This is a genomic window from Variovorax sp. YR634, assembly GCF_900106655.1.
In the GTDB taxonomy this organism is placed as follows: Bacteria; Pseudomonadota; Gammaproteobacteria; order Burkholderiales; family Burkholderiaceae_C; genus Variovorax.
This window is the reverse complement of the sequence record NZ_FNOL01000012.1, coordinates 162471-185332: the sequence shown is the minus strand read 5'-3', so window position 1 is coordinate 185332 and position 22862 is coordinate 162471. Positions and strand designations below refer to the sequence as shown.

19 protein-coding genes are annotated in these 22862 nt (G+C 68.3%); 8 read left to right on the top strand and 11 right to left on the bottom strand.

Annotated features, from left to right (window positions below; translation table 11 throughout):
- Positions 1-243: 243 nt before the first annotated feature.
- Genes BLV60_RS20690 through BLV60_RS20680 form a run of 3 tightly spaced genes read left to right on the top strand, consistent with a single transcriptional unit; the run spans position 244 to position 9010 of the window.
- Positions 244-3447, top strand: coding sequence for an AAA family ATPase (locus BLV60_RS20690; RefSeq protein ID WP_093057150.1), 3204 nt, complete (start codon positions 244-246; stop codon positions 3445-3447).
- Complete coding sequence (locus tag BLV60_RS20685; protein WP_093057149.1) at positions 3447-6725, top strand: AAA family ATPase; 3279 nt, start codon at positions 3447-3449, stop codon at positions 6723-6725. The genes BLV60_RS20690 and BLV60_RS20685 overlap by 1 nt, the downstream gene beginning before the upstream one ends.
- A 20-nt stretch (positions 6726-6745) precedes the next feature.
- Complete coding sequence (locus tag BLV60_RS20680; RefSeq protein WP_176928846.1) at positions 6746-9010, top strand: AAA family ATPase; 2265 nt, start codon at positions 6746-6748, stop codon at positions 9008-9010.
- 3 nt (positions 9011-9013) lie between these two features.
- On the opposite strand, the gene BLV60_RS20675 is transcribed toward BLV60_RS20680, so the two are convergent.
- A complete protein-coding gene (locus tag BLV60_RS20675; RefSeq protein WP_143042609.1) occupies positions 9014-9685 on the bottom strand; it encodes a hypothetical protein in 672 nt (223 codons plus the stop codon).
- Between the two features lie 293 nt (positions 9686-9978).
- Between BLV60_RS20675 and BLV60_RS20670 the strand changes: the two genes are divergently transcribed.
- From BLV60_RS20670 to BLV60_RS20660, 3 genes are all read left to right on the top strand, one after another.
- Positions 9979-10503 (top strand): hypothetical protein, encoded by a 525-nt coding sequence (locus tag BLV60_RS20670; protein WP_093057146.1) that lies wholly within the window; start codon positions 9979-9981, stop codon positions 10501-10503.
- A gap of 113 nt (positions 10504-10616) precedes the next feature.
- On the top strand, positions 10617-11108 hold the full coding sequence (locus BLV60_RS20665; protein WP_093057145.1) for a hypothetical protein: 492 nt from the start codon (positions 10617-10619) through the stop codon (positions 11106-11108).
- 134 nt (positions 11109-11242) lie between these two features.
- Entirely contained in the window at positions 11243-12490 is a 1248-nt protein-coding gene (locus BLV60_RS20660; protein WP_093057144.1) for a metallophosphoesterase, read from the top strand.
- 13 nt (positions 12491-12503) lie between these two features.
- Here BLV60_RS20660 and BLV60_RS20655 read toward each other — a convergent pair whose 3' ends face one another.
- The gene (locus tag BLV60_RS20655) at positions 12504-13001 is read right to left on the bottom strand and encodes a polyhydroxyalkanoate granule-associated phasin (RefSeq protein ID WP_093057143.1); all 498 of its coding nucleotides are present in this window, start codon (positions 12999-13001) and stop codon (positions 12504-12506) included.
- Between the two features lie 211 nt (positions 13002-13212).
- Between BLV60_RS20655 and BLV60_RS20650 the strand changes: the two genes are divergently transcribed.
- The gene (locus BLV60_RS20650; RefSeq protein ID WP_093057142.1) at positions 13213-13788 is read left to right on the top strand and encodes an acyloxyacyl hydrolase; all 576 of its coding nucleotides are present in this window, start codon (positions 13213-13215) and stop codon (positions 13786-13788) included.
- Here the strand turns inward: BLV60_RS20650 and BLV60_RS20645 are convergent.
- From BLV60_RS20645 to BLV60_RS20635, 3 genes are read right to left on the bottom strand one after another with little or no spacing between them, the layout of a single operon-like run.
- Positions 13785-14750, bottom strand: a complete 966-nt coding sequence (locus tag BLV60_RS20645; RefSeq protein ID WP_176928845.1) for a lysylphosphatidylglycerol synthase domain-containing protein — start codon at positions 14748-14750, stop codon at positions 13785-13787. The genes BLV60_RS20650 and BLV60_RS20645 overlap by 4 nt on opposite strands.
- A 19-nt stretch (positions 14751-14769) precedes the next feature.
- On the bottom strand, positions 14770-16041 hold the full coding sequence (gene clsB / locus BLV60_RS20640; RefSeq protein WP_093057141.1) for a cardiolipin synthase ClsB: 1272 nt from the start codon (positions 16039-16041) through the stop codon (positions 14770-14772).
- Between the two features lie 11 nt (positions 16042-16052).
- Positions 16053-16847 (bottom strand): endonuclease/exonuclease/phosphatase family protein, encoded by a 795-nt coding sequence (locus BLV60_RS20635; RefSeq protein WP_093057140.1) that lies wholly within the window; start codon positions 16845-16847, stop codon positions 16053-16055.
- Between the two features lie 242 nt (positions 16848-17089).
- Between BLV60_RS20635 and BLV60_RS20630 the strand changes: the two genes are divergently transcribed.
- A complete protein-coding gene (locus BLV60_RS20630) occupies positions 17090-17524 on the top strand; it encodes a serine/threonine protein kinase (protein ID WP_093057139.1) in 435 nt (144 codons plus the stop codon).
- Between the two features lie 96 nt (positions 17525-17620).
- On the opposite strand, the gene BLV60_RS20625 is transcribed toward BLV60_RS20630, so the two are convergent.
- The 6 genes from BLV60_RS20625 to xrtQ all read right to left on the bottom strand — a co-directional run bounded on the left by BLV60_RS20625 (position 17621) and on the right by xrtQ (position 22853).
- A complete protein-coding gene (locus BLV60_RS20625; RefSeq protein WP_093057138.1) occupies positions 17621-18187 on the bottom strand; it encodes a Spy/CpxP family protein refolding chaperone in 567 nt (188 codons plus the stop codon).
- A gap of 195 nt (positions 18188-18382) precedes the next feature.
- Positions 18383-19279 (bottom strand): pirin family protein, encoded by an 897-nt coding sequence (locus BLV60_RS20620; protein ID WP_093057137.1) that lies wholly within the window; start codon positions 19277-19279, stop codon positions 18383-18385.
- A 44-nt stretch (positions 19280-19323) separates the two neighbouring features.
- Positions 19324-20094 (bottom strand): GNAT family N-acetyltransferase, encoded by a 771-nt coding sequence (locus BLV60_RS20615; RefSeq protein ID WP_093057136.1) that lies wholly within the window; start codon positions 20092-20094, stop codon positions 19324-19326.
- Complete coding sequence (locus BLV60_RS20610) at positions 20091-21356, bottom strand: biosynthetic peptidoglycan transglycosylase (RefSeq protein WP_093057135.1); 1266 nt, start codon at positions 21354-21356, stop codon at positions 20091-20093. Before BLV60_RS20610 ends, BLV60_RS20615 begins: the two co-directional genes overlap by 4 nt.
- Positions 21357-21373: 17 nt before the next feature.
- Positions 21374-21943, bottom strand: a complete 570-nt coding sequence (locus BLV60_RS20605; protein ID WP_093057134.1) for a hypothetical protein — start codon at positions 21941-21943, stop codon at positions 21374-21376.
- Positions 21924-22853, bottom strand: coding sequence for an exosortase Q (gene xrtQ, locus BLV60_RS20600; RefSeq protein WP_093057133.1), 930 nt, complete (start codon positions 22851-22853; stop codon positions 21924-21926). Before xrtQ ends, BLV60_RS20605 begins: the two co-directional genes overlap by 20 nt.
- Positions 22854-22862: the final 9 nt, after the last annotated feature.

Genomic DNA, 22862 nt, shown 5'->3' with positions numbered 1-22862 from the left:
GGAAACTAAAAAAGCACGTCTTAAATCAGCACTGCGGTTTTCAGCTTTCGTGACTTCCGACAAAACTACGTCTTTCACCCTGGAAAGACCTGTAGACTTTTCCATTCGCAAACGCCCGGCTCGCCGGGCGTTTTGCATTGCGAGGGACTGCAAAAACCTTAGGGCAGAATCTGCGCCAATTTCGTTCGCGCCTACAGGACCTCTCCCATTCCCTCCAGCCTCGCCTTCTTCGAACTGACCACCGTGGCCGGCGAGACCGTTGTCACGTCGCTGGCCTTCCCCGAGATGGCGTGGCTCGGCAGCAGCGCGCATGCGATGGCGCGGCGTATGACGCAGGCAGTGCAGTCGCACCTGATCGACAAGGGCCGCTACCTCGAAGCCGTGCAGATCAGCGACCCGCCGGAATTCGAGCGGCATGAGTTCGACGTCGACCTGCCGGGTGGCAGCGACCCGCTGCTGCACCCGCCACGCCGCTGCCGACATGTCGCGTTTCTATCCAGCGGCCCGGCGAACACCCCCTGCATCGGCTACGTCCCCGCGCTGGGCATCGTCGCGCTCGCCGAGGCGGAGCGCCTGCGCGAAGCCGTGAGCGAGGCCATCGTGCTCGAACACCGCCGCACCGGCCGGCAGACCGACGTGCGTCGCCAGGTAGCAGCCCAGTGGTTCGAACAGGTCGAGTTGGCGCAGTTGCCGCTCGACCTCGTGTTCCACAGCGCCGAAGCCTTGCGCAAGCTGAAGGACGATCGCGCCAAGCCGCTGCTTCCCACGGTGGCCGACGAGATGAGCATCGGCTCGCGCACCGCCGTCGGACTGGCTGAGCCGCTGACAGCGCTGCAGCGCGCGGCGGAAGGCCGGTTCGCGCGCAGCGTGCTGATCGTCGGCGCGGAAAGCAGCGGCAAGACGGCGTTGATCCATCAATACGCACGCGAACGCCGCGACCGTGCCGCCGGCTCTCCGTGGGAAACCAGCGCGGCGCGGCTCATCCAGGGCCTGACGCGCGACGGTAGCTGGCAGCAGGCGCTGACCACGCTGTGCCGCGAACTGGCCGCGCGCGAAGTGGTGCTGTACGTCGGCCATCTGGCCGAGCTGTTCGAGGTCGGCCAGTACCAGGGCAACAGCGTCAGCCTGGGCGATGCGTTGCGCGAGCCGCTGGCGCGCGGCCAGTTGATGCTGCTGGCCGAAGCCACGCCTGCCGAGCTCTCGCAGATCGACCTGCGCAGCCCCGGCTTCTCGGCTCTGTTCCAGACGGTACGACTGCCCGAACTACCCGAGGCCGAGCAGGAGCGCACGATGCTCGCCGCGGTGGCGACGCTCGCGGCGGAACACCGTGTCGCGGTGTCGCCCGATGCGGTGTCCGAGCTGATCGCGCTGCAGCGCCGCTTCTCGCCTTACTCGGGCTTTCCGGGCAAGGGCATCCGCTTCTTCGAGGAACTGATCCTGCACGTGCGCGGCCAGCAGGGCGCGGTGATCGGGCGCGACGACGCGCTCGCCGCGTTCTGCGCCGAGACCGGCATGCCGCGTCGCATGCTCGACGCGCGGCTGCCGCTCTCGCTCGACGAAGTCGACGGCTTCTTCCGCAGCCGCCTGTTTGGCCAGCCCGAGGCACTGTCGGTCGTGACGAACCTGCTGGTGGCCACCAAGGCCGGGCTCGCGCGCGGTGGCAAGCCGATCGCGTCGATGCTGCTGATCGGCCCGACCGGCGTGGGCAAGACGGAGACGGCCAAGGCACTGGCCGAATTCATGTTCGGTGACCCGCGCCGCATGATCCGCATCGACATGAGCGAATACGCCGACCCCGCCGCCGTGCTGCGCCTGCTCGGCGATCTCGGCGGCGACGAGGGCGTGCTGATCGGCGCGGTGCGGCGCCAGCCGTTCTCCGTGGTGCTGTTCGACGAACTCGAAAAGGCCCACCCCAGTTTCTTCGACCTGCTGCTGCAGGTGCTCGGAGAAGGCCGCCTGACCGGCGGCGACGGCCTCACCGCCAACTTCTGCGGCAGCTTTGTGGTGATGACGTCGAACCTGGGCGCCGATGCGATGCAGCGCATGCCGATGGGCCTGGGTGCGGTGCGCGGCGATTCGCGCGCCCACTTCGAGCAGGCGGTGCAGCAGGCCTTGCGCCCGGAGCTGTTCAATCGCATCGACCACCTCGTTCCCTTCGCCACGTTGTCGGCCGCCGAGCGCGCACCGATCTTCGGGCGCGAGATGACGCTGCTGCGCAAGCGGGAAGGCCTGCTCGAACGCAGCGCCGAAATGACGCTGGACGACGGCGTTGCCGACCGTCTCGCCGCGCTGCCCGGTGACGAGCGCTACGGCGCCCGCGATGTGCAGCGCGTGCTGCGCCGGCAATTGCTGCTGCCGCTCGCGCATGCGCTGTCGCCGCATGCCTACGTCACGCCGCTGGCCGTGCGGATCGGCGCCGGCGACGCCGGCCAGCCGCTCGGCGTGCGCGTCGACCCGCTGCAGCGCCCGATCGACAACGCGCCGCTGCTGACCGCAGAGGCATTGGCCGACGCGCGCCGTCACTGGCAACGCGTCACCGAAGGCCCGCTCTTCGTGAACCTGGTGAACCAGGTGTTCCGCCTCGACGACGAACGCCGCCGCTACGAAAAGAAGCGCAAGCGCGCGCCGCACCTGCCGCATTGGGACGGCACGCCGTCCGCCAGCCGGGCCCGCACGCTGAGCGCCGTGCAGCAGACGGCGCAGGGCTTGTTCGCCGAGATCACGGCGCTCGAGGGGCAAGCACTGCTCGCGCTGGTCGGCGAGTCCGATGCGCCGCCCGACATCGCCGCGTGGCGCGCCCGCTTCACCGCGTTCAAGCAGCAGGCATTCCATGCGGTGCGGCCCGACAGCGGCGTCTGCTCCGTGGGCCTCTACGCCGCGCCGGCATTGGCCACGATGCTGCATGACGCGTGGTGCGAACTCGCGGCACTCGCCGGTTTCGAATTCCGCTCGCAGGTGGTGCGGCTCGGCGACGAGCCCCGCAAGCCCGCGCCGCCTGCCGACACCGAGGCACGCGATGAAAAGCGCGAGGAAAAAACCGATGACGAAGCACCGCCCAGCCCGTACCTGAAATTTCCCTGGCCGCAGGCATCGAGCCGCAAGAGCCTGCTCGTGGGCTTCGAGATCGAGCTCAAGGGCCCGGCGGTGTTCGACTACTTCCGCCAGGAAAACGGCGTCTGGCGCATCTGGGTCGCAGATCGCAACAAGTCCGACGCCTGGGTCTCGGTTCGCAGCGGCACGCTCTCGGGCTTCGAGACGCCGCACAACGTGCACCGCCAGCATTTCTTCGACAGCCGGCCCGTGCATCGGTTTCTCAGGGAAGGCGTGCTGGCGTCGCAGCAGACCGACTGGAAAACCCCGTTCCCGGATGCGCCCGCCTGGAAACGCGCGCTCGACGCCCAGTTCGACGTACTGATGGACCGCATGCTGCTCGGGGAGGACGACTGATGAGCGGACGCGGCAGCCTGCGCATTCCGGTTTTCGTCACGCATCGCAAGGAAGCGGGTTACCGGCTGCGCTGCCTGTTCCTGCCGGAAATCGATGCGACGGCCATGCGCTACGAAGCGGCGCTGAACAAGCTGCGCCAGGCCGTGGTGCATCACTTCCGTGGCACGCGCAGCACGCGCGCCACGCTCGACGAGCGCCTGTGGCTCGGCTTCGCACCCGAACTTCGTTTCGAGCTCGTTCCGCTGGGCTTCGACAGCGGGCGCCGCTGGGTCGAGGGCGCGTTTGCCGCGGCCCATTTCACAGTGAGCGGACGGCGCTACGCCTGCCTGCCGCAGCTCGACGGCATGGTGGCCGACCTCGGCGAATCGCACCTCGACAAGGCGCAGCGCACCGAGCGGCTGGTGGCCAGCATCCAGGCCTGGTTCCGCGAGCAGCGCAAGGAGCGGGGCGACGCCTTCGACCCGCAGCGCTACCTGGCCGCGCCCAATGACGAACTCGGCGAGCTCGAAATCTCGATGCACCTGGCGCAGGGGCGCTTTCCGTTCGAGAGCGAGCACGACCTGCGCGCCGCGCTGCGCGACGATGGCATCGGCGACGGGCCGACAGAGATGGCGCGCGCCGCCGTCGACCTGAACGATCTCTACCCGGACGAACTGACCCAGGCGATCCTGCGTGACGACGCGATCGAGGAACTGGGCCGCGCGATCTACCGGCCCGACGGCGGTGCCGGAGCCATCGTGCTCGTGGGTCCGCGCGGCGCCGGCAAGACAGCGCTTGTGCATGGCGCGCTGCGGCAATTCATGGCCTCCGAGACCGGCCGCGACCGCGTGAAGCTGCAGAAGATCTGGCATCTCGATCCGATGCGTGTGATCTCCGGCATGAGCGTGATCGGCCAATGGCAACGCCGCATGGCCGTGCTGCTGCAACACCTGCAGTTCCGCTTGCGCGACGATTTCCGCATTGCCAAGCCGGACCATCTGTACTGCGACAACCTCGTCGCGCTGCTGGCGATCGGCAAGAGTTCGCAGAACACATTGACACTGGCCGACGTGCTGCGCCCGCTGCTCGAAAAGCGTGCCTTCACCATGATCGGCGAGGCCACGCCCGAGGCCTGGCAGAAGGTGCAGCAGCGCGACCGCCGTTTCGCCGACCTGTTCCGCGTGATCCGCGTCGAGCCGCCATCGCGCGAGACGGCCATTCGCATCGTCGGCTGGCGCCGCGCCGAGCTGGAGCGCCAGCACGAGTGCCGCATCGCCGCCGGCGCGGTGGCCGAGCTGCTGAAGATGGAGCGCCGCTTTGCCGCCGACGAGGTGCTGCCGGGCTCCGCGATCCGCGTGCTCGAACGGCTCGCCGTGCGCCACGCGCGCGGAGAGGTCGGCCGCGCCGAAGTGCTGGCCGCGTACACCGCGGCGTACCACTTCCGCGAGAAGCTGTTCTCCCGCCAGATCGGCCTGGCACCGGCGGAAGCCGCGGCGCATTTCGCGGCACGGCTGATCGGCCAGCCCGAGGCGCGCGCGCAGATGGTCGATGTGGTCGCGCTGATCAAGTCCGGCCTCGCGGCGCCGGGCAAGCCGCTGTCGTCGCTGCTCTTCATCGGACCGACCGGCGTAGGCAAGAGCGAGGCGGCGAAGCTGCTCGCCGACTTCCTGTTCGAGGACGAAGGCGGCCTGGTGCGCTTCGACATGAATGAATACGTCGACGGCGACGCGACCGGCCGCCTGATCGGCGACGCCTACCGTCCCGACGGCCAGCTCACCGCCGCCGTGCGCCAGCGCCGCGCCTGCGTGCTGCTGCTCGACGAGATCGAAAAAGCCCATCCGTCCGTGCACGACCTGCTGCTGCAGGTGCTCGGCGAAGGCCGGCTGACCGATGCGCTGGGCCGCACCACCGACTTCTCCCAATGCGTGGTCGTGCTCACCTCGAACCTCGGCGCCAGCGCGGCGAGCCGCCAAACCGGCTTCGTGCGGCAGCAGGCCGACGTGGCGCACACCTACCGCGAGGCGGTCGAGCGCTTCTTCCGGCCCGAATTCCTGAACCGCATCGACCAGGTCGTCGGCTTCACGCCGCTGGGTGCGGACGACATTGCCGCCATCGCCCGGCTTCAGCTGGAGCGCGTGCTGGCGCGCGACGGCTTCGTGCGCAGGCTGACTTTCCTGAATGTGTCGGCGCAGGCGCTGGACCACCTGGCGCGGCTCGGGCACGACGAGACGCTCGGTGCGCGGGCGCTGAAGCGCGGCATAGAGCGTGCGCTGACGCAGCCCATCGCGCAGCGCCTGGCGGCTTCGCACAGCGGCCAACCGATGTTGCTGGACGTGGCTTTCGGCGAGGGCGGCCTGACGACCCGCGCTACCGTGCTCGACTACGCCACGCGGCGCACGGTGCCGCTGCCGGAAGACGCCGTCTCGGCCGCCGGTTACCAGGCGCTGGCAGCCGTCGCCGACGCGCTGCACGAACGCCTGCGCGCACAGCTCGATGCAGCGCCGGCAGAGTCCGAAGCGCTGGCGTTGCGTGCGCTGCAAGTGCGGCTGGACCCGCTGCGCGAGGTGCTGGCACGCCGCAGCTGGGATCTTTCGGAGCGCCGCGTCGCGCCGGGACGCACCGTCAGGCAAAGCCTGCCGCGGCCCCGCGAATGGCGCCAGACGGGTCACCAACAGGTGTTCGACGAGTTGATGGCGCAGCAGGACATACGGGAGTTCTTCGAGCAGCTGTTTGCCGGCGCGTCGCCGGTGCGCGGCATGGACACCGAACTCGTGCGCTGGCAGCTCGAGATCGACCAGTTGGCCAGCCGTGCCGACAGCCTCGGCCAGCATGGCATCGAACGCGTGGCGGTGGAAATCATGCCGCTGCAGACCGGTGCCGGCGAGGCCGCGGTGAAAACGGCATGGGCCGACTACGCGGCGCTGATCGCGCAGCTCGACCTGCACGAACTGCCGTCGCCGCGCGCCGGCGTGCGCTGTTTTGAAGGCATCGGCCTGCGCGACGCGTTCGGCGGGGAATGCGGCATTCACCTCTGGTACGTCGGCGACGACCGGCCGTTGCCGCTGGCGTTGCGGTTGCTCTCCGTAGAGCAGGCCGCGCCCGATGCGGCGCCGGCGCCGCTGCCCACAGAAATCGTGCGCATCCGCCTCGAGCCCGCGCGGGCAGGCGACCACCGGCGCCTGACCGACCTGCGCTCCGGCCGCGTGCGCAAGTTCAGCGGCCCGCTAACAGAAGAAGACTGGCGCCTGCTGCTGTGGGACGGCCGTGCCGCGGCCCGCACATTCGCAGCGCAGGACTGAAAGAAAAGACCCGCACCCGCATGGCCACGCTTTCGTACCCCCTGGTGTGCTGGCAGCTCGACGACACGTCCGTCTGCGGCATCCTGCTCGGCACCGACTTCCAGGTGATCGAGCGCAACGCCCGCCGCGTGAAGGCCGCGCTGGCCGAGACCCTGCAGCGTGAACGCGAGCGCGACGGCTACGTGCCCGAGCCGGACATCGACAATGCGCGGCTCAAGCTGGTGCATGTGCCGGTGAACCTCGCGCACCGCACGGAGAAGGGAAGCTTCCCGGTGCCCCGCGCAACGGACTTCCACGTGGCCGCCGTGTTCGGCGAGAACGAGGAAGACGGCTACGCCAAGTGCTACCTGCCCTGGCTCGACCAGAGCTTCTATTACTACGACGACGCGCAGCTGCCGGTGCTGATCGAGCACTACACCCGCGAATGCCTCGACGGACTCTCGCCCGAGGCAGCGCAGCGCTTCCTGATGCCCGCCGCGCCGTGGCTCGACCAGATCGACGTGCGGCGCGACGACAAGACCACGAACAGGCAGCACGTGCCGCGCCACCTGCGCGAGGCTTACGCGCAACTCGATGCCGTGGCCGATCGCCTGCCCGAGACCGGCGCGCGCCGCGGCCTGCATGTGTTTCCCGAAGTGGCCTGGGAGCAGGGCGCCCTGAGCGACGAGATCGCAGAGCGGCTCGCGCGCGGCGGCAACCTGCTGCTGGTCGGCGAGCCCGGCGTGGGCAAGAGCGTGGTGATCCTCGAGGCGATCCGCAAGGCGCATCGCCTCACGGCCGCGCGCGACGCACCGCCGACCTTCTGGCGCAGCCATGCCGAGCGGCTCGTCGGCCGCGCGAAGTACCTCGGCGAATGGCAGGCGCTGTGCGACCAGACGGTGGAGTGGCTTGACATGTCGAACGGCCTGCTGTGGGTCACGGACTTCGTGAACCTGCTGCAGGTTGGCGGCGAGAGCCCCGAGGAATCGATGGCCGCCTACCTGCTGCCGGCGCTGCGCCGCGGCACGCTGCGGCTGATCGGCGAAGCCAACCCCAGTGAACTCGAGATTGCGCGCCAGCGGCTGCCCGGATTCATCGACTGCTTCGAAACCCTGCGCCTGCCCGAGATGGACAGCGTGCGCGCGCGCCGCGTGCTCGACCTCTTTGCCGGCCATGCCAGGAACACGCTGTCGATCGAGATCGAGCGGCCGGCGCTGGACACCGGCTACCGGCTGCTCGGCCGCTATGTGCGCTACGACAGCTTTCCGGGCAAGGCGGTGCGCTTCTTCGGCGATTGCGTGCGCGAAGCTATCGCCGGGCAAACAGGCATCGTGACCGAGACCGCCGCCATCGCGCACTTCGCAAAGAGCACCGGCCTGCCCGAGAGCTTCCTGCGCGACGACCAGCCGCTGGACGACACGCAGGTGCACGGCTTCTTCGCACAGAAGCTGTTCGGCCAGGACGCGGCCATCGGCCACCTGAAAGACGTGGTCTATCTCTTCAAGGCCGGGCTGAACGACCCCGCCAAGCCCATCGCCACTCTGCTGTTCGCCGGGCCCACGGGCGTCGGCAAGACCGCGGCGGCCAAGGCGCTGGCGCGCTACTTCTTCGGTGCCGGCGGCGGCGCGGACCCGTTGTTCCGCATCGACATGAGCGAGTTCCAGCACGCCTTCCAGATCGCGCGCCTGATCGGCTCGGGCAAGCGACCGGGGAAGCTGGTGGAACACGTGCGGCGGCAGCCGTTCTCGGTCGTGCTGCTCGACGAGATCGAGAAGGCCGATGTCTCGGTGTTCGACCTGCTGCTGACGGTGCTCGACGAAGGCCGCCTGCGCGACAGCCGCGGACGCATGACTGACTTTCGCAGCACCGTGATCGTGATGACCACCAACCTGGGCGTGCGCCACGGCGCGTCGCTGGGGTTCGGCGAGCCGGCGCTGAGCGACGGCGCGGTGCACGACATCCGGCAGTTCTTCCGGCCGGAGTTCTTCAACCGCATCGACCGCGTCGTGCCGTTCGCGCCGCTCTCCCGCACGGCCATCGAGGCCATCGCGGTGCAGGAACTGCAGGCGATCGCGCAGCGCGAAGGGCTGGCGCGCCGCGGCGTGCGCCTGAACTTCTCGCCCGAGGTCGTGGCATTCGTCGCGGACAAGGGATTCAGCCCGAAGTACGGCGCCCGGCCGTTGCAGCGTGCCGTCGAGCAGCACGTGGTAACCGCCGTCGCGCGGGCGATGTTCGGGCCGGTCGCGGACGGGGCTTGCCTGGAAGTGAGGTTGGTGGACGGGGCGGTGGTGGCGGGGCCCGGCTGAACCTCAGCGCAACTGAGGACACCCCAGTCTGAACTGCCGGTCCCGCGTGCGCCGCCGCTCTTCGCGAAGCCAATCGTGTGAGTACATGCCTTGCGATTGCCGTCCGATCGCATCGAGCCACTTGATGTGCTCGGCAAGGCCGCTGCATTCGGCCATTCCGCGATCGACGTTCTGCGCCACTTGCCGCTCGTACTGCTGCTGTTGCGCGGCAATGACTGCGTTGTTCCGGATCGACGCCTCGCGCTCTTCCGGGCTCATGCCATCCGCGATGTTCACGTCGCGCCGCAGGCGGACTGTGGTGGCGCGCGAGCCCTCGGGGCACGGACCGTCGGAATAGGCGGCCTTGCCTGACGGCGCGAGGCACTTCGTCACTTCGAAGGTGTCGGATGTGGCCGCGCCCGGCGAGGTCGAAGGCGCAGGCGCGGAGGGTGCAATCGCTGCCGAGGGTGGTGCAGCGGGCGAGGGCGTCGCCATCGAGCGATCGGGCCGCTGCACAGCGCGCTGCGTCAGCAGCCACTCGGCTGCCAGATAGAACAAAAACACCGTCAGCACCGCCAATGCCAGCCACAACGCCCAATGGCGCTCCGGCTTGGGTCGCAGGCCTTGCTCCCAGGCGGTCATCGCCTCCCGGCGTTCCCGCATCGGATCTCGTCGCTCGTCGTCGCCGGTGCTCATGGAGCCGCAGTATCTCCGCTGCACGCCACCATGCACCGCGATAGGCGTCCGCCGTTGCACGCACGCGAAATTCCGCGCCAAAACGCCCCAAATACAGCAGATCAGGGTTTCCGTGAGGTCTGTTAATAAAAGTAGCCCGCACGCACGTCACACGGCCGTCATCAGCTATGAAAACAATAGCATTCAGTTCCAATCCGAAGATCGTTCCTCGTAAACGCTATATCTAGCCCGACTCTTGCTAAGCAAAATCCTCGACGGATTTCACGTCACGCAAGATCGAGGACCACACAGCAATGAACCCTACGCGTCTCCGCCGGCCCCTGGCCGCGCTGGTATTGGGCGGTACAGCAGCATTCCTCGGGGCCGTGACTTCGGCCCATGCGTTCTCGAACCCGCCCATCCAGGTGGCGCAGGGCATCGAATACATGTGCGGTGGCGCCGCCAGGGATGAAGCCGCATTCATGGAAATGGTGTCGCCACGCTGGGCCGCGACCATCGAATTCGGCGTGAGCGACGGCAAGGGCGCGCAGGTGGCTGGCTTTCCGGCCAAGGCCCTGATCGAGGTGCGCCAGAAATACACGGGCCAGGTCGTGATGGACGTGCAGTCGCAAGGCCCCTACATGCTGGCGCGCCTCAATCCGGGCGCCTATGACGTGAACGTGACGCTCGGCGGTCTCACGCTGACGCAGTCGCTGGTGGTGATTGCCGGCATGCCGGCGCGCACGTCGTTCGTCTGGCCGTCGAATTTCGACATGGCTTCGGTGACGCCGGCGCTGCCGCAGACGCAGGCTCTCGCGCAAACTTCCGCCGCCCGCTGAGCGGTCGGCCGCTCCGCTACCCGGCCTGGCGGGCCGGTCAGCCTTTCCTAAGCCACGCGCCGCACAGTGGCACCGTGGCTTCTCGCCACGACGACCAGGAAAGGATCCAGACCATGACCCCCCGTTTTCCATCATCGCGCACGATGCGGCCGCTGGCGGCCGCGGTGTTCTGCGGCGCCGTTCTGCTCGGCGCGCTTTCGTCGGCCCAGGCGGCGGTGAACCCGCCGATCTACATGGCGCACGGCGTCGAGTACATGAGCGGCGGCATCGGCAGCGACGAGGCCCAGTTGATGGAGACAGTGTCGCCGCGCTGGCCCGCCACCTTCGAGTTCGCTGTCAAGGACAGCAAAGGCGCCGACTTCGCGGCCAATGTGCACGTGACGGTGCGCGACAGCAGCGGCGTCGCGCTGCTCGACAACGTGGTGTCGGGCGGCCCGTTCATGGTGGCGCGGCTGGACCCGGGCAACTACGAGGTCGAGGCGCGGATCGGCAGCCAGGTGCTGAAGCAGCCGCTGCACGTTCTGCAGGGCGCGCCGACCAAGGCGACCTTCGTCTGGCCGGCGGGCACCGACATGGCTTCGGCCAGCACGCGCACGGTGCAGTAGCGCGACGAAAGTGGGCGCCGGCACCGCATCCGGCCGGCACCCGCTTTGTTAACTCCACCATGCCATAACGCCTGCTATCCGGGCGCCTTGCGCTATAGAAAAAATAGCGATTGCGGCGTCTCCCGGTATCTTGAATGCGCGGCATGCGCCTTGCAGGTGGTGTATCCCGGGCAGTGCCCGAACCCATTGCCCCGATGCCGATCCGTCCCCTGAGCGCCCTGACCGCGCTGTTGCATGTCTATATAGCGCTGCGCCTGCTGCCCGCGCTGGCCATGCTCACGCCCGCATGGCCGTTGGCGCTGCTCGCGCTGGTGGTGTCGGCGGTGACGATTCCGCTGCCTTTCGCATCGCGCCGCATCGGGCGCGATGTCTCCACGGGCGAGGTACTCAAGTGGGTCGGCCTGATCAGCATGGGCTGGTTCTCGTCGATGTTCGTGCTGACGCTGGTGCGCGATGCGGGCCTGCTGCTGACCTGGCTGGCGAGCGCGCTAGGCGGCGTGCAGGTGCACTGGAACGCCCTGCAGCCATGGAGCGCGCTGGCGGTGCTGGCGATGGCCACGGCCACGTCGGTAATCGGTTTTCTCAATGCGCGCCGAACGGCCAGCGTGAAGCGGGTGGACGTGCCCATCCGCGGTCTGCCGCAGGCGCTCGAGGGCTTCACCATCGCGCAGCTCAGCGACATCCACGTGGGGCCGACGATCCGCAGCGCCTACATCCAGCGCATCGTCGACGCGGTGAACCGCCTCGGCGCCGACGCCATCGCGATCACCGGCGACCTGGTCGACGGCACGGTGCCGGAACTGCGCGAGCACATCGCGCCGCTGGCCGGGCTGCGCGCGCGCCACGGCACCTTTGTGGTCACGGGCAACCACGAGTACTACGCGGGCGCGCATGCCTGGATCGATGAGCTGCGTCGGCTGGGCCTGAAGGTGCTGCTCAATGAACACGTGGTGCTGCAGACGCGCAACGTGCGCGGCGCGCAGACCGACGAAGAACTGTTCGAAAGCGCGCTGGTGCTGGCCGGCGTGACCGACTTCACCGCCGGGCATTTCGACGCCGCGCACGCCAGCGATCCACACCTGGCGCTGCATGACGCACCGCCGCTGGTGCACACGCGCGTGCTGCTCGCGCACCAGCCGCGCAGCGCGGTGCTGGCTGCAACTGCCGGCTACCAGCTGCAGCTGTCGGGCCACACGCACGGCGGCCAGTTCTTTCCGTGGAACCTGTTCGTGCCGATGCAGCAGCCCTTTACGGCGGGCCTGCACCGACTGCACGACATGTGGGTGTACGTGAGCCGGGGCACCGGCTACTGGGGCCCGCCGAAGCGCTTTGGCGCGCCTTCTGAAATCACTCTGCTGACGCTGGTACCGGCAAAGCCCTGAGGGGCTTCCTCGATCAGGATTCCAGCTCGGCCAGCCGGCGGGCGTTGGAGGTGGCTGCTGCGTGAATCGGCTTGAGGCCTTCGCGCGCTATGCGTACCGCAATGCCTGGGAACTGGCTCGCTGCGTTGACCGTGCCGGCTGCCGACTGCACGAATGCGTCGCCATGCGCTGCCGCCTGGGCCGGCGTGACGCTGCCCGCCAGCGAGAAGAAAGCCGTCGTGCTCTGAACCCATTGCTGCAGCACGCGGTTGGCGAGCGAGAAATGGCTGCGGTGCCACTGCTTCACCATCGCAATGCCCGATTCGCTCGCGGCCGCGAGCTTCTCGTCGCCCATGAGCTGGAATTCCGCCAGGTCGGCCGCACTGGGCGCGAGCCCGGCCTTGGCGATGCGCTCGGTCCGGATGCGGATCACCGAGCCGGAGGACAGCAGCATCTCGTTGGTCTTGAGCGCCAGGTCGAGCCACTGCATGAGCGGATTGGCCAGACGGGCGGCGGAGGTAAGAGACGACATGTGGGGCGGTGCGCTCGAAGGCGGTTGTAGGAGGTCGGACCACTATAGGCTTCGCCGGCTGCAAATGCTGCAGCGCAACAAATCTGACTCTGCATTTTTGTTGATCAAGTCCTACTTTCCGATGTGGAAATTACGTGCTGTGCGAATGCCGGACGCGGCGGAAATTAATGATGCCGACTTATTTCCACTTCATGCATTCAGAAGTCGCATCATGAGATTCCACGCTTCCGCGCCCCTCCGGGCCGCCGTGCTCGCGGGCCTTTTCGGCCTGCTGGGCACGGCGGCCCATGCGTTCGAAGACAGCGAACGCGGTATTTATTTCGAAGGGGGCCGCGCACCGCACGGCGAAATGGGCAGCACCAACTCGGCCACGGTGGGCATGACCTTCCCGTGGTCGCTGCGCCAGCCGGTTCAGGAAGGCGCCCTCACAACCTACTGGGACGTGTTCCTGAGCAACTGGCACGCGCCCGCGCTGGGCAACGGCCCGCACGACTACGCGCAGATCGGCGCGATCTACACCTGGCGCTATCGCTTCGACCACGGCAGCTCGCCCTGGTTTGCCGAAGGCGGCGTCGGCGGCAGCGTGATGGACCACGTCTACAAGACGCCCGACCGCAGCTTCAGCACCGCCTTCCAGTTCACCGAGGTGCTGGGCGTTGGACGCAGCTTTGGCGAACACGGCGAGCACGAGCTGTCACTGCGCCTGCAGCACTTCTCGAACGGCGGCATCAAGAAGCCGAACCCGGGCGAGAACTTCGTCAAGCTGCGCTACACCTACCATTTCTAGCGCCCTGGCCTCGCCGGCACGCGCAGCCGCCTGGCCCTCGCTTCGGTGACCAGATAGCCCAGCGTGGCCACCACCAGCGGCAGCAGGTAATACAGGCCGCGATAGGCCAGCAGCGCGCCGAGCAGCTTCGCTTGTGGCACCTCGTGCGCGAGCAGCGCCACGAACACCGCCTCGAGCACGCCGAGCCCCGCCGGCACATGCGTGATGACGCCTGCCACCGCCGCCACCAGCAGCACCGCGAGCACCTGCGCGTAGCCGACCTGTCCCTGCAGCAGGAACCAGATCACGCCACCCATCAGCGACCAGTTGGTGCACGACATGGCCAGCTGCAGCAGCGCCATCGGCAGCCCCGGCACCTTGAAAGCATGGCCGCGCACGCGCCAGGTGCGCCCCTGTGCCGTGGCGCACAGCACCAGGTAGGCCAGTGCCGCCGTCAGCAGCACCGCGCCAAGGATGCGCAGGCCCTCGCCGTCGATCTTCCAGTTGGGCGGCAGCGTCATCGGCCAGAAGCAGAAGGCCGTGCCGGCCACCACGAGGTAGCCGAGCCAGTTGGTCAGCATGCTGAAGCCGAGCACGCGCGTGATGGTGTCGTTCGCAAGCCCCAGGCGCGAATAGAGCCGGTAGCGGAACGCCACGCCGCCCACCAGCGAACCGAGGTTGAGGTTGAAGGCGTAGCTGATGAAGGTCACGCCCATCACCGTGCCCGTGCCGAGCCGGTGCCGCGTCAGGTGCCGGCCCAGCAGGTCGTACGTGCTGTAGAGCGCAAAGCTGCAGGCCACCAGCGCGCCGGCCGCGAGCAGGAAGATGAGAGGCAGCGCGCGAATGGCGTCGAGCACCTCTTCCCAATCGATGGTGCGCGCCTGCCGCACGAGCAGCCAGGCGATCAGCGCGAAGAAGCCCCACATCGCCGCGCGACGGGCCCAGGGCCACCAGCTGTGGCGGGAGAGTGCCATCGTGCTCATTGCGATACGGCCTTTCCGCTCAGGCGGTTTCCGTCTGCGTAGCACCGCCGGCCGGATTGCTGCGCCCGGTGTCGCGCCGGCTCGCAAGGTCGGTGGCCTCGGCCGGCGTCAGGCGCGGCACGTGGCGCGGCAGGCGGCCCAGCAGGGCCGGATACCAGCGCAGGATGTGGAAGACGAAGAAGCTGCGCACCAGCCGCCAGCCGCTCCATTCGCTGGCGAGGTCGGCCGCCTCCACCTGCTTGCAGCTGTGCTGCATCAGCTGGTCCATGCGCTCCCACAGCACCTTGTTGAAGGCTTCGTCGCGCACGATCACGTTGGCTTCCAGGTTGAGCGACAGGCTCAGCGGGTCGAGGTTGCTCGAGCCCACGGTGCTCCACTTGTCGTCCATCAGCGCGACCTTGCCGTGCAGCGGGCGGTCGCAGTATTCGTAGATGCGCACGCCGGCGTGCAGCAGGTGGTGGTACAGCATGCTCGCGGCGGTCTTCACGATCGGCATGTCGGGCTCGCCCTGCAGGATGAGCCGCACGTCCACGCCGCGCCGCGCCGCGCGCCGCAGCTCCTTGATGAAGCGGTAGCCCGGAAAGAAATACGCATTGGCGATCACGATGCGCTCGCGCGCCGTCCGGATCGCGGCGCGATAGTGGCGCTCGATGTCGTTGGTGTGGCGCCGGTTGTCGCGTGTGACGAACATGGCTTCGGCCTCGCCGGCGTGCACTTGCCCGGCGCGCGGCGCCTGCTTCAGCCTGCGGCGGAACCAACCCGCGCCCTTGCCGCCGAGCGCGATGGCGCGCAGCACGAACTGATGGACCTCCGCCACGATCGGCCCCGCGAGTTCGACCGCATAGTCCTGCTTGGCCTTGGGGCCGAAGTCGAGCAGGTGGTCCGCCGAATAGTTGATGCCGCCGACGAAGGCGCGCGCGCCGTCGATCACCACGATCTTGCGGTGCATGCGGCGAAACACGTTGAGCCGCTGGCCCATGAAGCGCTGCCCCGGGTCGAACACACGCACCTTCACGCCGGCCGATGTCAGGCCTTCGATGAACTCGCGCGAGAGATCGGGCGAGCCGAAGCCGTCGATCAGCACATCGATCTTCACGCCGCGCTGCGCCGCTTCGCGCATGGCGGCATGAAGCTGCATGCCGACCTTGTCCTCGAACAGGATGAAGGTCTCGATGATCACCTCGCGCTGCGCCTGCCGGATGGCGTCGAACACGCGCGGGAAGAACTCCTCGCCGTTCTCCAGCAGCTCGATGCGGTTGCCGCCGATCCAGCGGTTGTTGTTGTTGCTCATGTCTTGCCCGCTCACAGGTCGATGTCCGCCACCAGCGGGGCGTGGTCCGACAGGTGCGACCACGGCCGGCGCGGCAGCACCACGGGCGCGTGCACGCCAGCATTGCGCACGTAGATGCGGTCCAGCTGCAGCACCGGGAAACGCGCCGGAAAGGTCCTGGCCGCGCGGCCGTGGGCGTGCACGAACACCTCGCGCAACGCGGCGCCTTTTTCCAGGATGTCGTGCGCGCGGCCGCGCCAATCGTTGAAGTCGCCCGCCACGATCAACGGCGCATCGGACGGCACCTCGTCGCGCACGATGTGGCACAGCAGCTCCAGTTGCTGCTCCCGGTGCGCCTCGGCCAGCCCGAGGTGCGCGCAGATCACATGCACGTCGACGACGCGGCCCGGCAGCCGCAGCACGCAGTGCAGCAGGCCGCGCTTCTCTGGGCCGCTCACCGAAACGTCGTGGTTGCGGAAATGCACGATCGGGAATTTCGAGAGCACCGCATTGCCATGGTGGCCTTTCGGGTACACCGCGTTGCGCCCGTAGGCGAACTGCGGCCACATGGTGTCGGCCAGAAATTCGTAGTGCGGCGCCTCGGGCCAGTTGTTCACCCTGCGCGAATGGCGCGAGTGGGTGCCCAGCACTTCCTGCAGGAACACGACGTCGGCCCCCACGGTGCGCACGGCATCGCGCAACTCGGGCAGGATGAATTTGCGATTGAGCGCGGTGAAGCCCTTGTGGGTATTCACCGTCATGACCTTGAGCGAGGTCGGCAAGACTGGCGTGGCCGCCGCGGCGTCGGGAATGGGCGAAGAAGACATCGTTGTGCGGGTTGTACGTGGCCTCGCGCGCGCTGACTGTAGGAACGCGCCACCTTCTTGGGACCCATTCGCCCCTTTCGCTGCGCGGCGGCGGGCTCCCCATGGCGGCCGGCTCCTACAGGCAGCCCTGCCGCACCCCCACACGACGGGGATTTCACCGCTCCTACGGTGAATTCAGGGCTCGAGAAAAGCAGCCCGCGTTTTCATCCACCGATACCGATACAAGCCACAAGGAGCAAGCCATGAAGCAAGTCACTTTTCGCGCCACGGTTCTCGCCGCGCTGCTGGGTACGGCAGGCATCGCCCTGGCCCAGACCACGTCCATTCCCGCCCAGCCCGATCCCTCGGCGGGCGGCGAAGCCAGCACCATGACGCCGGCCGGAGTCGCCAACCCGCCGCAGCGCCCCGACAACTCGATGCCCGCATCGCGCGAAGCGGTGAAGGCCGAGGCCCGCGCTCAGAACCGCAGCAACGCCACCACGATGGTGCCCAAGGGCGAGGCAACCACCATGATCAACCACCAGCCGAACGCCATGCCGCAGCCGACCGGCGAGATGTCGCGCGCTGAAGTCAGCCAGACAGGGCGCAAGGTCAAGCCGCAGTTCGGCCAGAAGGGCGAGCGCCCGAACGTGGTGACCAACCCGACGGACAAGGCCGGCACCGGCACGCCGGATTAGTCGGCAAGGCCGCCCGTCAATGAAAAAGCCCGCAGCGCGAAAGCGTTGCGGGCTTTTTCTTCGACAGCGCCGTCACCGGCACGTCGCGGGCGGGGGTCAGCCCTTGGCGGGTGCCGGCGCACCGCGGTGGCCGTCATGACCGCGATGGCCATCGTGGCCACGGGGGCCGCCGAAGTGCGCGGTCTCGGCGTCGAAGGTCTTCTGCTGCTCGGGCGTCAGCGCGGCATAGAAGGTCTTCGTGGCGTCGGCACGCTTGGCAAACATCGCGCTGCGCTCGGCCTGGCGGGTCTGCATGCGTTCCAGGCGCTCCGGCGTGGTCAGCTTGGCGAACTCGGCGCGGTCCATGTGCGGGCGCGGACCGGCGGGCGGCTGCGTCGCGGTGGTGAAGGAGCTCCACGCGCCTTCCTGTGCCGAAGTGAGCTTGAGCTTTTCCTTCAGGGCGGCAAGACGCTTGGCGCGGTGCTCCTGCATGCGCTCCATGCGCTTGGCGGGGTCCATGCGCTTGTGCTGCGCCTTGGGCGCGGCGGCGCTGTCGGCCTGGGCCACCGCGGCGGCGGGTGCGGAGGGAGCAGCGGCCGGCGCTTGAGCAAAGGCGCCCGAAGAGGCGAGGGCGGCCGAACCCAGCAGGCTGGCCCAGACGATGCGTTGGCGAAGAGAAATCATGAGAGTTGCTTCCTTTCGAAGAAGCCCGCCACCGATGGGCAGCAGGTGAGACGAAGTGTGGAAGAGCTCTGTGTCGCGCCAGTTAGCCCTGCGTGAGCTTGCGTAAAGAATGATGAACCGCGACCGTGGGCACAACGCATGGCGTGACTTATTGCCTCGATTGGCCGGCCACAGTCGCTTCGGGGGTGAACAGGCTCAGCCCAGCTTGCCGTTCTGGAAATCGTGCACGGCTTGCTTGACCTGCTCCTGCGTGTTCATCACGAAGGGCCCGTATTGCACGATGGGTTCGTGCAGCGGCTTGCCGGCGATGAGCAGCGCGCGCGCCGGGCTGTGGTTGGTTGCGCCGGCGCGCAGCACCACGCCGTCGCTGCCCGCGTCGTTGGCCAGGATCGCCATGCGCCGCGTCGGGATTTCGCTGCCCGCGATCCACAGCGATTCGCGGAACACGTAGACCAGCGCGTTGTGATCGTCCGGCAGCGGCTGCGCGAACTCGGCGCCCGGCGGCAGCGTGATGTCGAGGTACAGGGGCTCGGTGTGCTCGCGCCGCACCGCACCCTCGATGCCGTGGCTTGCGCCAGCAATCACGCGCACGTGGGCGCCGCCGGTGGTGGTGAACTCGGGAATCTCTTCGCTCTGGACGTCGCGATACCAGGGCTCGCGCATCTTGTCTTTGGCAGGCAGGTTGAGCCACAGCTGAAAGCCCTCCATCAGGCCTTCTTCCTGCTCGGGCAGCTCGCTGTGCACGAGGCCGCGGCCGGCGGTCATCCACTGCACGCCGCCGTTCTCGAGCAGCCCTTCGTGGCCTTCGCTGTCGCGGTGGCGCATGCGGCCCGCAATCATGTACGTGACGGTCTCGAAGCCGCGGTGCGGATGGTTGGGAAAGCCACCGATGTAGTCGCCCGGGTTGTCGCTGCCGAAGGCATCGAGCATCAGGTACGGGTCTAGCCGCTTCTGCAGGGGCTGCTGCAGCACGCGGGTGAGTTTCACGCCGTCGCCGTCGCTGGTGGAAACACCGGCCACGATGTGGTCGATGCCGCGCGGCGTGGCGACGGGATCGGTGGGGTGGTTGGCGTGGTGGTTGGCATTCATCATGCGTCCATGGTGGCACTAACGCGCCCGCCGCGCCACCCGCCCCGTCAAGGCCACTGCTGGCGCTGCCAGTAGCTGTACTTCCAATGCGTCTCGAAGCCGGCCCGGCGGTAGAGCGATAGCGCCGGGTGGTTGTGTGCGTCGACCTGCAGGAAGACCCGCTCGAAGCCGCGCGCCGATGCGGCCTGCGCCAGCCCGGCGAGCACGCGCCCCGCCAGGCCGCGCCCGCGTTGCGCCTGGTCGGTGCGCATGCCGTGCACGCTGGCCCAGCCGTGGCCGAACGCCATTGCGCCGGCCGCCAGTGTGCGGCCGCCTTCGCGCACGCTGGCATAGAGCGTGCCCTTGGCCCGCGACAGCATCCGCACGCGATGGGCGCCGTCCACCGGATCGAAGCCCTCGCCGAGGAACAGCGCCGACCACGCGTCGTCGGGCGCGCGGTCGACATCGGCCAATGCGTCGCCCGGCGCGACCACCTGCCGCATGCGCTGCACCGACCCGATCTGCACGCAGGTCGGGCTGTCGCCGATGTAGTGCCGCCGCTCCAGCTCGGCGCGCAGCCCGTCGAAGCAGGGCGCGTCGGCCAGCCGCAGCGCGGGCACGACCTGGCGGCTGTCGTAGCGGTCTTCGATGCGGTCGAGCGTTGCGTGATCGACCGCGCTGCGGTGCAGCGGCACGGCCGATCTGGCGCGCTTCACGGTGCCGCCGGCAAAGGGCAGCAGCCAGCCGTCGAGCTCCTCGGTCAGGTCGGGCGACACGGCCGCGATGGTGGCGCGCTCGATGGCTTCGATGTCGGTGACGTTCAGTGTCATGGTGTTCATGGCGTGGCCTCCGGCGCCGTGAACTTCGCCGCGGCCACGCCCTTGAGCAGCGCTTCGCGCTGGTTCCGGCTGATCCCGCGGATGCCCTCGGCAACCCACTTGATGCGGTCGGCGTCGATGTGGCCGTCGCGCCGCCATTGCTCGAGCACGGCCTGCGGCTTGTGCAGCATGGCGGCGAGCCACACGGCCTGCGCCGGTTCGAGCGTGCGTGCGTTGCGCTTGAAGTAGCGGCGCGCCGCGGCCTCGGCGCCGCAGATGTTGCCGCCCCAGGGCGCGTTGTCCAGGTACAGCTGCAGGATGCGGGCCTTGCCCAGCGTCTGCTCCATCTCGACCGCGTAGAGCAGCTCGCGCAGCTTGCGCTCGGCCGTGCGGTCGCTGCCCGTCACCAGCAGCTTGGCCAGTTGCTGCGTGAGCGTGCTGCCGCCGCGCCGGATCTGGCCGGGCTTCTGGTTGTTGTCGATCGACGCGAGGATCTCGGTCAGGTCGTAGCCGCTGTGGGTGAAGAAGCGCTGGTCTTCTGCGGCGATGACGGCGCGCGCCAGCCAGCTGTCGTTGGCGAGCTTGGCCGAGGGGCCGCAGCTGGTGCGCGCGTTGAGCATGGCTTCGGTGCCCAGCCCCTCGACGGTGAACTGGCTGATGACGGGTTGCACGGCGAAGGTGGCCTCGGGCAGCACGAGCTGGCCGCGCAGCGCCAGCGTGCCGCCGATGCGTGCGCGCTGCAGTTCGGGCAGGGTGGGCACCAGCACCGCGTACCAGCGCGCGATGGGTGCGTCCTGCACGCTGGCGTTCAGATGAATGTTCTTCGGCGCGAGCCTGCCGTCCCAGTTGCCTTGCAGCCGGGTGGTGTCTGTGCCTTGGGGCGTGGCCTCGAAGGTGCCGTTGAGCGTGTTACCGTCGCGCTTCACGGTGGCGACCAGGCGCTCGACCCGGATCGGCTGGGTGCCGAGCGCCGGCACCTCTGCACTGCAAGGCGCGCACTGCATCTCGAGCAGCTCGCCGGCCGGCTTCCAGGCGAAGCGCACGGTGCCGAAGCTGGTGTCGAGCGAGCGCCCGTCGAGGTAGGGCGCGAACCACGACGAGGTGGCCACGCGCACTGCGGTCGGAATGCCGATCTCGAAATTCAGCGGGCCCGTCTTCACCGTGGTGCTCCACTCACCCGCAGCCGGCGCGAGCGCCAGCTTGACTATCAAAAAGATAGCTACACACGCCGTAATGACCAAGGCCAGCAGGCCATAGAGCACGAATCGCAGGATCTTCTTCAAGGCACGTTCTCGGATCGTCAGATCGGTTTTGCCACCGTGACAGCTTGCCACGGCCCATGGGATTGGCCGCTGGCCGCTGCCCAGTACCAGCTTGAAGTGTCTGTGAAAGCAGTGCCCCGGGCATCGACGATGCGCTCGCAAACGCGGATTTTTTGCGCGCCGTGCCGTTGCGCAACAAAACAGCGCCACATGCGCTCCTGTGCATCGCGTTCCAGGCGCGCCTGTTCGATGCGGTAGCCCAACGCGCGATAGCAATCGGTCGCCGGGTGCAGCATGCGCGTGGGCTGCGCCACCTCGCGCATCACCAGGGTCTGCGTGCCGTCGGTCATGCGGCCGATGGCGCCGGGGAAGCGATCGGCAAAGCGCTGCTCCACGTCGCTCAGGGCTAGCGGGCGCAACGGAACGCCATCCCACTCGCTAGGCCATTCGTGCGACATCACGGCAGCAACCGGTTCGGCTGGTGCGCGCATGGCCGCGGTTGCAGACCACAGCACGCACAGCACCATCGCCAGCGCAAAAGCTGTCTTGTGGCCGATGCGGTTGATGAAATGGTTTGCAAACCAACGTTCAAAGAACGGTGTCGACATGGCGGCTTCCTTGGGTGGTGATCAGGCCTGGAATGGGATGTTCGGCAGCTTGGGGTTCGGACTGCGCCGGCACCATGAGGCGGGCGATGGCGCCGCACACCACGGCCAGCACCAGCAGGCCCAGCGCGTTGTGTGCCCACGGCGCAAGCGGATGGCCGGCGCCTTCGAAGGCGATCAGCACGCTGTTGCGCACGATGTTCCCGGCCAGCACGAAGAGGCCGACCATCGGCAGGCGGCGCATGAAGGCGCGGTCGCTGCGGCGCGCCCACAGTGCGACGGCGCAGGCCGTGAAGTAGCCGAGCCACACCATCTGCACACCCGAGCAGGGCGCATCGACGATCACAAGGCGGCCATCGATCATCAGGCTCGTGCCCTCGCGCGCCACGTCGAAGCCCGGCGCCAGCAGCCAGCGGCTGACTTCGGCCGTCAGCACGCGCAGCGGATAGCCGGCATAGAACTGCAGCGACGACAGCAGCGGCAGCGCGAGCACAGCAAGGCCAGCCACCGGAAACGCCGCTACACGGCGCGGCAGAAAAGCCAGCAGCCCGCAAGCCAGCGCCAGCACGGCCACCAGCCCGGCCGCAAGCGGCGGCAGCGCGGGCATGAAGCCGAGCCCCGTGCGCAGCAGCGTCGCGAGCACGGTGCCAGCGCCGGCCAGCGCGAGCCAGCCCAGCCGCGGCGAGGCGCGCAGTTCATGCCGGCGGCTCCAGGTCAGCGCTGCGAGGGCGAGCAGCGCCAGCAGCCCCATCGGATCGTCGGAGCCGTCGCGCATGCGCTGCACCATCCAGACCCAGGTCGGCATCAGCGCGATGAATTGCAGCCCCAGCCAGCCGGCGGCCGGCGTGCGGTCGATGTGGATGCCCCAGTCCACGATGCGCGGGTGGCGGTGGGCGAGCGTTGCCAAAGACATTTTTCTTCT

Bases quoted from the DNA above. Each gene is read 5' to 3' on its own strand.
- clsB (WP_093057141.1), bottom strand. From the start codon at position 16,041: ATGAGCAACAACAACAACCGCTGGATCGGCGGCAACCGCATCGAGCTG.
- BLV60_RS20665 (WP_093057145.1), top strand. From the start codon at position 10,617: ATGACCCCCCGTTTTCCATCATCGCGCACGATGCGGCCGCTGGCGGCC.
- BLV60_RS20625 (WP_093057138.1), bottom strand. From the start codon at position 18,187: ATGATTTCTCTTCGCCAACGCATCGTCTGGGCCAGCCTGCTGGGTTCG.
- BLV60_RS20615 (WP_093057136.1), bottom strand. From the start codon at position 20,094: ATGAACACCATGACACTGAACGTCACCGACATCGAAGCCATCGAGCGC.
- BLV60_RS20645 (WP_176928845.1), bottom strand. From the start codon at position 14,750: ATGAGCACGATGGCACTCTCCCGCCACAGCTGGTGGCCCTGGGCCCGT.
- BLV60_RS20630 (WP_093057139.1), top strand. From the start codon at position 17,090: ATGAAGCAAGTCACTTTTCGCGCCACGGTTCTCGCCGCGCTGCTGGGT.
- BLV60_RS20655 (WP_093057143.1), bottom strand. From the start codon at position 13,001: ATGTCGTCTCTTACCTCCGCCGCCCGTCTGGCCAATCCGCTCATGCAG.
- BLV60_RS20620 (WP_093057137.1), bottom strand. From the start codon at position 19,279: ATGATGAATGCCAACCACCACGCCAACCACCCCACCGATCCCGTCGCC.
- xrtQ (WP_093057133.1), bottom strand. From the start codon at position 22,853: ATGTCTTTGGCAACGCTCGCCCACCGCCACCCGCGCATCGTGGACTGG.
- BLV60_RS20685 (WP_093057149.1), top strand. From the start codon at position 3,447: ATGAGCGGACGCGGCAGCCTGCGCATTCCGGTTTTCGTCACGCATCGC.
- BLV60_RS20650 (WP_093057142.1), top strand. From the start codon at position 13,213: ATGAGATTCCACGCTTCCGCGCCCCTCCGGGCCGCCGTGCTCGCGGGC.
- BLV60_RS20635 (WP_093057140.1), bottom strand. From the start codon at position 16,847: ATGTCTTCTTCGCCCATTCCCGACGCCGCGGCGGCCACGCCAGTCTTG.
- BLV60_RS20675 (WP_143042609.1), bottom strand. From the start codon at position 9,685: ATGAGCACCGGCGACGACGAGCGACGAGATCCGATGCGGGAACGCCGG.
- BLV60_RS20605 (WP_093057134.1), bottom strand. From the start codon at position 21,943: ATGTCGACACCGTTCTTTGAACGTTGGTTTGCAAACCATTTCATCAAC.
- BLV60_RS20660 (WP_093057144.1), top strand. From the start codon at position 11,243: ATGCGCGGCATGCGCCTTGCAGGTGGTGTATCCCGGGCAGTGCCCGAA.
- BLV60_RS20670 (WP_093057146.1), top strand. From the start codon at position 9,979: ATGAACCCTACGCGTCTCCGCCGGCCCCTGGCCGCGCTGGTATTGGGC.
- BLV60_RS20680 (WP_176928846.1), top strand. From the start codon at position 6,746: ATGGCCACGCTTTCGTACCCCCTGGTGTGCTGGCAGCTCGACGACACG.